The 6,179-nt window shown below is 71.8% G+C and carries 8 protein-coding genes; 6 read left to right on the top strand and 2 right to left on the bottom strand.

Features of this window, described 5'->3' with window-relative positions; genetic code table 11:
- Window positions 1–626 precede the first annotated feature (626 nt).
- Window positions 627–1,085 (top strand): hypothetical protein, encoded by a 459-nt coding sequence (locus JM949_RS14515; RefSeq protein ID WP_203149012.1) that lies wholly within the window; start codon window positions 627–629, stop codon window positions 1,083–1,085.
- A 65-nt stretch (window positions 1,086–1,150) separates the two neighbouring features.
- Window positions 1,151–1,378, top strand: coding sequence for a hypothetical protein (locus JM949_RS14510; protein WP_203149011.1), 228 nt, complete (start codon window positions 1,151–1,153; stop codon window positions 1,376–1,378).
- A gap of 83 nt (window positions 1,379–1,461) precedes the next feature.
- Here the strand turns inward: JM949_RS14510 and JM949_RS14505 are convergent, their stop codons facing one another.
- Together JM949_RS14505 and JM949_RS14500 are read right to left on the bottom strand one after the other, a co-directional pair.
- A complete protein-coding gene (locus tag JM949_RS14505) occupies window positions 1,462–2,214 on the bottom strand; it encodes a GH25 family lysozyme (RefSeq protein WP_203149010.1) in 753 nt (250 codons plus the stop codon).
- 126 nt (window positions 2,215–2,340) lie between these two features.
- Entirely contained in the window at window positions 2,341–2,892 is a 552-nt protein-coding gene (locus tag JM949_RS14500; RefSeq protein ID WP_203149009.1) for a Uma2 family endonuclease, read from the bottom strand.
- A 101-nt stretch (window positions 2,893–2,993) separates the two neighbouring features.
- Between JM949_RS14500 and JM949_RS14495 the strand changes: the two genes are divergently transcribed.
- The 4 genes from JM949_RS14495 (at window position 2,994) to JM949_RS14480 (ending at window position 6,179) form a co-directional block, all read left to right on the top strand.
- A complete protein-coding gene (locus JM949_RS14495) occupies window positions 2,994–3,737 on the top strand; it encodes a M50 family metallopeptidase (protein WP_203149008.1) in 744 nt (247 codons plus the stop codon).
- 33 nt (window positions 3,738–3,770) lie between these two features.
- On the top strand, window positions 3,771–4,754 hold the full coding sequence (locus JM949_RS14490; protein ID WP_203149007.1) for a ketopantoate reductase family protein: 984 nt from the start codon (window positions 3,771–3,773) through the stop codon (window positions 4,752–4,754).
- 62 nt (window positions 4,755–4,816) lie between these two features.
- Window positions 4,817–5,317, top strand: a complete 501-nt coding sequence (locus JM949_RS14485; RefSeq protein WP_203149006.1) for a SigE family RNA polymerase sigma factor — start codon at window positions 4,817–4,819, stop codon at window positions 5,315–5,317.
- A complete protein-coding gene (locus JM949_RS14480) occupies window positions 5,310–6,179 on the top strand; it encodes a hypothetical protein (RefSeq protein WP_203149005.1) in 870 nt (289 codons plus the stop codon). Before JM949_RS14485 ends, JM949_RS14480 begins: the two co-directional genes overlap by 8 nt.

Raw genomic sequence — 6,179 nt, 5'->3', positions numbered from 1 at the left:
TCCGCCGCCGACGCCGCAACCCCGGCTCCAGCCGCAACCCCGACCCCAGCCGCAACCCCGGCTCCCGCCGCAACCTCGGCCCCAGCCGCTGCCCCGGCTTCCGCCGCCGACGCCACGCCGACGACTGTCGTTCCGTCCGGTGCGGACGCCGATCCGACCGCTCTGGTGTCGGACGCCCCGACCGCCCCGACCGACCGCACCTCCGATGCCGAGCCGACCGCGAAGGTCTCGGCCGAGGTCGACCGGACCGGCGACGGTACGGCGAACGCCGACGACGAGCCGACGGTTGTCGACGGTCCGCCGCCCGCTCCGGAACAGCGCAAGCCGACCGCCCCGACGTCGCTCATGCCGCCGGTGGGTCCGACCGGTCGCGCACCGGTGCCGCTGTCGGACGGTACGAAGCCGAACAACACCCGCCGTAACCTGCTGATCGGGGCGGTTGTCGCCCTGCTGCTGATCGGCCTCGCGGTGCTCGTTCCGATGCTCAGCGATGGTGACGGCGAGAGCCCGCAGGCGACCCGACCAGCGCCGGTGCGACGTCGGCGGCCGCGCCGACCACGGCCGCGGCGGCACCGCCGCCGCCCAGCAGCGGTGCGCCCAGTCCGACGCCGTCGGCCACCCCCTCGGTGGACCCGAACGCGCTGCCGGCGGGCTGGAAGCTGCACCGGGACCCGGCCGGCTTCGCCCTGCCGATCCCCGACGGTTGGGTGCGTAGCCAGGTCAACGGCGACACGGTTGTCTTCGACGAGTCCAACGGCCCCGGTGAGCTGCTCGTCCAGTGGACCAGCACTCCGGCGAAGGACGCGGTCGCGGACTGGCGGGAGCAGGAGCCCAACCGCGCGAGTCGCGTCAATAACTACCAGTACCTCAGCATCAAGGCCTGCGACTTCTGGAAGACCTGCGGCGACTGGGAGTGGCTGGAGACCCGGGACGGGCAGCGGATCCACGTTCGTAACCGCGGGTTCGTGACGGCCAGCAACCGGGGTTACGCGCTGCGGTGGGAGATCGCGGAGAAGGACTGGCAGGCCAACCTGCCGAACTTCGAGCGGATCGCCAAGGGCTTCGTGCCCGACCGCAAGGACTGAAACTCATTCGCATGACTTTCCGTCGTCGGGGGTAAATGACCTTCGACGACGGAAGGAGGTACGACATGGGTTACCGACGGAGGGACGCTCGCCCCCGGTTGGCACTGTGGATGCTCGTCGCGTTCGGCGACGCGGTCCTGCTGCTGGTCGCCGCGGGGATGCCAGCGTTCATCGCACTGCTCAGCGTCGTGATCGTCGCCGTCTGCGGGGTTGGCGCGTGGCGGCTCACCCGGCGGGGTGCGCTGGCTCGTGAGGAGGCCCCGGTGCCGGCCCTGAGTCGACGGCGGGCCTGACCCCGTACCCGGTGGTGTGGCGGCAGCCGGACCGATTGTCGACCGTGTGGTGACCGTCGATCCCGCTGCCGCCAACGGCCCGGTCAGGTGTTGTTGGCCAGCGCGATCAGTCGGCTCCGGTCACCGTTCCAGTAGTTGCGGTCCACGTTGCCGCTGATCCCGGAGACGACGCCGGTGCTGGTGTACTGCCAGAAGCTCCACACCGACGCGCCGGCCGGCAGGGCGCCGGGCGTGCTCGACCAGCGGGCCAGCCAGAGCGGGTGGTTCGCCCACGGGCCGGTCCAGCTGCCGGTGCACTGGTTCCACCAGCTGGTGGTGGTGTAGATGACCGCGTACCGGCCGGTGCGGGAGCGGTAGGTGTTGAGGAAGTCCTGCACCCAGTTGCGCATCCCGGTGGTGCTGAGCCCGTAGCAGTAGCCCCCGCTGTACGGGTTGGCCTCGATGTCCAGCGCGGCCGGCAGGGTGCGGCTGTCCGCCGACCAGGCGCCGCCGTTGGAGGCCAGGTAGTTGGCCTGGGTCGAGCCGGCCGAGATGTTCGGCCGGGCGAAGTGGTACGCCCCCCGGATCACCCCGGCGTTGTACGCGTTGACGTAGTTGGTGTTGAAGTTCGGGTCCTTGTAGCTGGTGCCCTCGGTCGCCTTGATGAAGGCGAACTCGATGCCGGAGTTGCGGACGCTGGTCCAGTTGATGCTGCCCTGGTAACGGGACACGTCGATGCCGGCGGTGGTGGCAGCGGCCGCCGGTCCGGCGGTCGCGACCAGGGCCGCCGCCGCGGTGGCGAGGACGGTGAGGCCGGCCGCGAGCGCGCGGCGCAGCGATGACGAGGTACGGGCCATGAGTGCCTCCAAGGACGTCGTTCTATCGACCACCATCTTTGGAGATAAGTGCCCTAGATCGCAATAGCGGCTGAAGAAAGCTTCATCGACGGGGGTCGGTCGCCCCGGTGACGAGAGTGGAACGGTTCAGCGCAGCGCGGCCGGGTCGAGCTGCCAGCGGAACGGCTCGACGATTGCCAACGTCTCGCCGGCCTTGGCGATCTGGTCCTCGACGTAGTGCTCACCGTCGAGCCGGTACAGCCGCAACGAGTGCCCGTCCCCGTCCTGCTCGACAAGCAGGTACCAGGGGATTCGCGCGATGGCGTAGAGCTGCATCTTGAGCAGGCGATCGGCGGCGGCGTTGCCCGACGAGACGACCTCTCCGACCAGGCACACCCGGTCGGCGTCGAGAAAAGTGCCCTCATCGTCGTCGTCGGTCACCACGAGGTCCGGAATGACGACCCGGTCGACGCCGAGCCGGACGTTGATCGCGTCGTAGACCAGGAGGCCGCGAGGCTCTGCTGCGGACTCGATGCTGTTCGCCAGCCGGCGCGACACACGCTGGTGCCGTCGGCTCGGGGCAGGGCTCACCAGCAGGCTCCCGTCGAGCAGTTCGATCCGGTCAGACGTCTCGCCCAGGGCGAAATAGTCGGCTTCGGTCCACAGGCCGATGTGCGGCTCCAGAGGTGCGGTGCTCACCGGCGCTCACCTCCCGCTTCACTCGCCACCCGATCAGTCTCACAGGATACGAGCCGGTGCCTCGGGAGCGACACGGAACGCCGCCGGTAGGCTCGCGCCCCATGATGTCGATCGACGGCCTGGGCGAGACGTGGGACACCCTGTTCGGCGCGCAGCCGGACCCGCCAGCGCTGCTGGTGCTGATCACCGGGGCCGTCGCGCTGGTGGTGGTCTCCACCCGGCTGCCGTGGCGGATCGCCCGTAACGCCATCACCATCGCGCACGAGGGCGGGCACGCCCTGGTCGCCCTGCTCACCGGCCGCAAGCTGCGCGGCATCCGGCTGCACTCGGACACCTCCGGGCTGACGCTCTCCGCCGGTCGCCCCACCGGACCGGGCATGATCCTCACCCTGCTCGCCGGCTACGTCGCACCGCCGCTGGTCGGGCTCGCCGGCGCGTGGCTGCTCGGCGGCAACCGGATCACCCTGCTGCTCTGGGTGGCGGTGGCGCTGCTGCTCGCCATGCTCGTCATGATCCGCAACGCCTTCGGCGTGGTGTCACTGCTGGTCACCGGCGCGCTGGTGTTCGCCGTCTCGTGGTACGCGACGCCGCAGGTCCAGGCCGCGTTCGCGTACACCGGGGTGTGGTTCCTGCTGCTCGGCGGGGTGCGACCGGTGGTCGAGCTGCAACGGCTGCGCGCGCGTGGTCGGATGCCCGCCTCGGACGCCGACCAGCTCGCCGGGCTGACCCCGTTCCCGGCGTTCTTCTGGGTGACCGTCTTCGCCCTGGTCAACCTGGCCGCCCTGGTCGCCGGTGCGCTCCTGCTCGCCGGCCCGATCCTCACCGACGCCGGCCTGGCGGTCTGACCGTCGCCGGAAAGGAGCAGGCAGGATGGGGTCATGCGATTTGTGATCATCGGGGCGGGTGCGGTCGGCGGAACCATCGCCGTACGGCTGGCCCAGGCCGACCGGGACGTGACAGTGGTGGCCCGGGGTGCCCACCTGGACGCGATCCGCGCCCGGGGTCTGGCCCTGCGACAGCCCGACGGCGCGGTCACCGCCCGGCTCCCCGCGGTGGCCGGCCCCGGTGCCGCGTCCCTGCCGGCGGACACGGTGCTGGTCCTCACCACCAAGTCGCAGGACACCGCAGGCGCGCTGGAGACCTGGGCGGACGCGGCGGTGGCCGGCGGCGGCACGGCGGGCGAACGCCTACCGCTGGTGACCGCCCAGAACGGGGTGGCCAACGAGCGGGCCGCGCTGCGGCTCTTCGCCGACGTGCACCCGGTCTGCGTCTGGTTGCCGGCCACCCACCTGGACCCGGGAGTGGTGGTCGCCAACGGGTACCCGCACCCCGGGATGCTGCACATCGGGCGGTACCCCACGGGGGCCGACCACACCGACCGGGCGATCGCCGCCGACCTGACCGCCGCCGGATTCGTCGCCCCGGTCCGCGAGGACGTCATGCGCTGGAAGTACGGCAAACTGCTCAGCAATCTCGGCAACGGCCTCCAGGCGCTGCTCGGCCGGGACATCCCGGACGCGTTTGTCGAGCGGGTCCGCGCCGAAGGGGTCGCCGCGCTCGCCGCCGCCGGCATCGCGCACACCTCACCAGCGGAGGAGAAGGCCGAACGCGGCGACCTGGTCGGGCAGCGCCCGGTCGACGGCGAGGCCCGCTCCGGCGGCTCCACCTGGCAGAGCCTGGCTCGGGGCACCGGCTCGACCGAGGTCGATCACCTCAACGGGGAGATCGCGCTGCTCGGCCGGCTGCACGGTGTGCCGACGCCGGTGAACGTCGCCGTGCAGCGGGCCGTACGCCGCGCGGCTCGGGAGCGGGTCGCGGCCGGCGCGTTCCCGCTCACCGAGCTGGAGAAGATGATCACCTGACCCGGGCAACCGACCACCCCGCCCGGTGCGTGTTCCCAGCGACCGACACGGGGAGGTACCAGGTGCCGGACGTCGACGGGTTCGACGAGTTCTACCGGGGGAGTCGGCAACGACTCCTCGGGTTCGTCTACGCCCTCACCGGCGATCGGGGCGAGGCGCAGGACGCCGTGCAGGAGGCGTACGTCAGGGCGTGGCAGCGCTGGTCGACGGTGAGCGGGTACGACGACCCGGAGGCGTGGGTGCGGGTGGTGGCCAGCCGGATCGCGGTCAGCCGGTGGCGCAGCCTGCGCAGCCGGGCCCGCGCCTATCTGCGGCACGGGGCCAGCGAGAGCGTTCCCGGGCCGGGCACCGACACCGTCGCGGTGGTCGCCGCCCTGCGCCGACTGCCCGAGGAGCAACGCGTCGCCATCGCCCTCTATTACCTGATGGGCATGCCGGTCGCCGAGGTCGCCCGGCAGACCTCCGCCCCGGTGGGCACTGTCAAGGCCCGTCTCTCCCGGGGGCGCGCCGCGCTCGCCGGCCTGCTCGCCGTCTCTGATCTGGAGGAGGCCACCGATGCGTGACGACCCGACGTTCGTCGAGCAGATTCACCGCGACCTGCGGGACGTGCGCTGGCTCGGCCCGGAGGAGATCCGCTCCCGGGCTCGTCGCCGCAGCCAGCGCAACATCGTGGTGGCCACCGTCGTGCTGGCCCTCGCCGGGCTCTCCGCCGCGGCGGTCGCCGCGCCGAGGAAGACGCCGTCGCCGGCCCCGCCGGCCGCCTCCGCCTCGCCGACCCAGCACGAGATCACCACCGACGCTCTCCTGCAGCCAACCGACGTGACGCAGCCGGTCGCCCCGCCGAAATACCCCTGGCAACTCAGCCAGTCGGGTCTGGGGGAGCCGGTCCGGCTGGACCACCAGCTCGGCTACTGCCGGACGAGTCAGGGGCTGTCGGAGGGCTGGCAGACGTCAATCCTGTCCCGTTCGCAGACCCTGCTGCGGGAGCACCCGGCGGGCCCTCGCACGGAGGGCGACGTACTGGTCGCGCAGGACCTCTTCCGGCTGACGCCCGAGGCGGCCACACAGTTCTTCAGCGGTCTGGACGACCTGATCGCCCCGTGCACCGATTGGCGAAGCGTCGGGCCCCTGGAGACGGCAGGGGTTATCAGCACCATAGAGACCGTCCACCGGTGGGCGGTGACGCAGCGCGGCTTCGCCGGGGACGATGCCGCCATCCTGCGGGACTCGCTCACGGCCATCAGGGACGTGAAGACCGGACAGCCGATCGGTGACGTTCCGCCGCCGATCCTGCTGGCCGTCGTCCGGGTCGGCGACACCGTCTCGGTGCTCCGCCTCGGCTACGACGGCACCGAGGCCGAGCTCGTGCAGCTCGCCGTGGCGGCGGCGGCCCGAATGTGTGCCGCCGCCAATCCGCCCTGCTGA

The sequence above is a fragment of the Micromonospora tarensis genome (assembly GCF_016803395.1).
GTDB lineage: Bacteria > Actinomycetota > Actinomycetes > Mycobacteriales > Micromonosporaceae > Micromonospora > Micromonospora tarensis.
Note: the sequence above shows the minus strand (reverse complement) of the source record. Positions and strands in the feature narration are given on the sequence as shown.

Bases quoted from the DNA above. Each gene is read 5' to 3' on its own strand.
- JM949_RS14510 (WP_203149011.1), top strand. From the start codon at position 1,151: ATGGGTTACCGACGGAGGGACGCTCGCCCCCGGTTGGCACTGTGGATG.
- JM949_RS14480 (WP_203149005.1), top strand. From the start codon at position 5,310: ATGCGTGACGACCCGACGTTCGTCGAGCAGATTCACCGCGACCTGCGG.
- JM949_RS14490 (WP_203149007.1), top strand. From the start codon at position 3,771: ATGCGATTTGTGATCATCGGGGCGGGTGCGGTCGGCGGAACCATCGCC.
- JM949_RS14505 (WP_203149010.1), bottom strand. From the start codon at position 2,214: ATGGCCCGTACCTCGTCATCGCTGCGCCGCGCGCTCGCGGCCGGCCTC.
- JM949_RS14495 (WP_203149008.1), top strand. From the start codon at position 2,994: ATGATGTCGATCGACGGCCTGGGCGAGACGTGGGACACCCTGTTCGGC.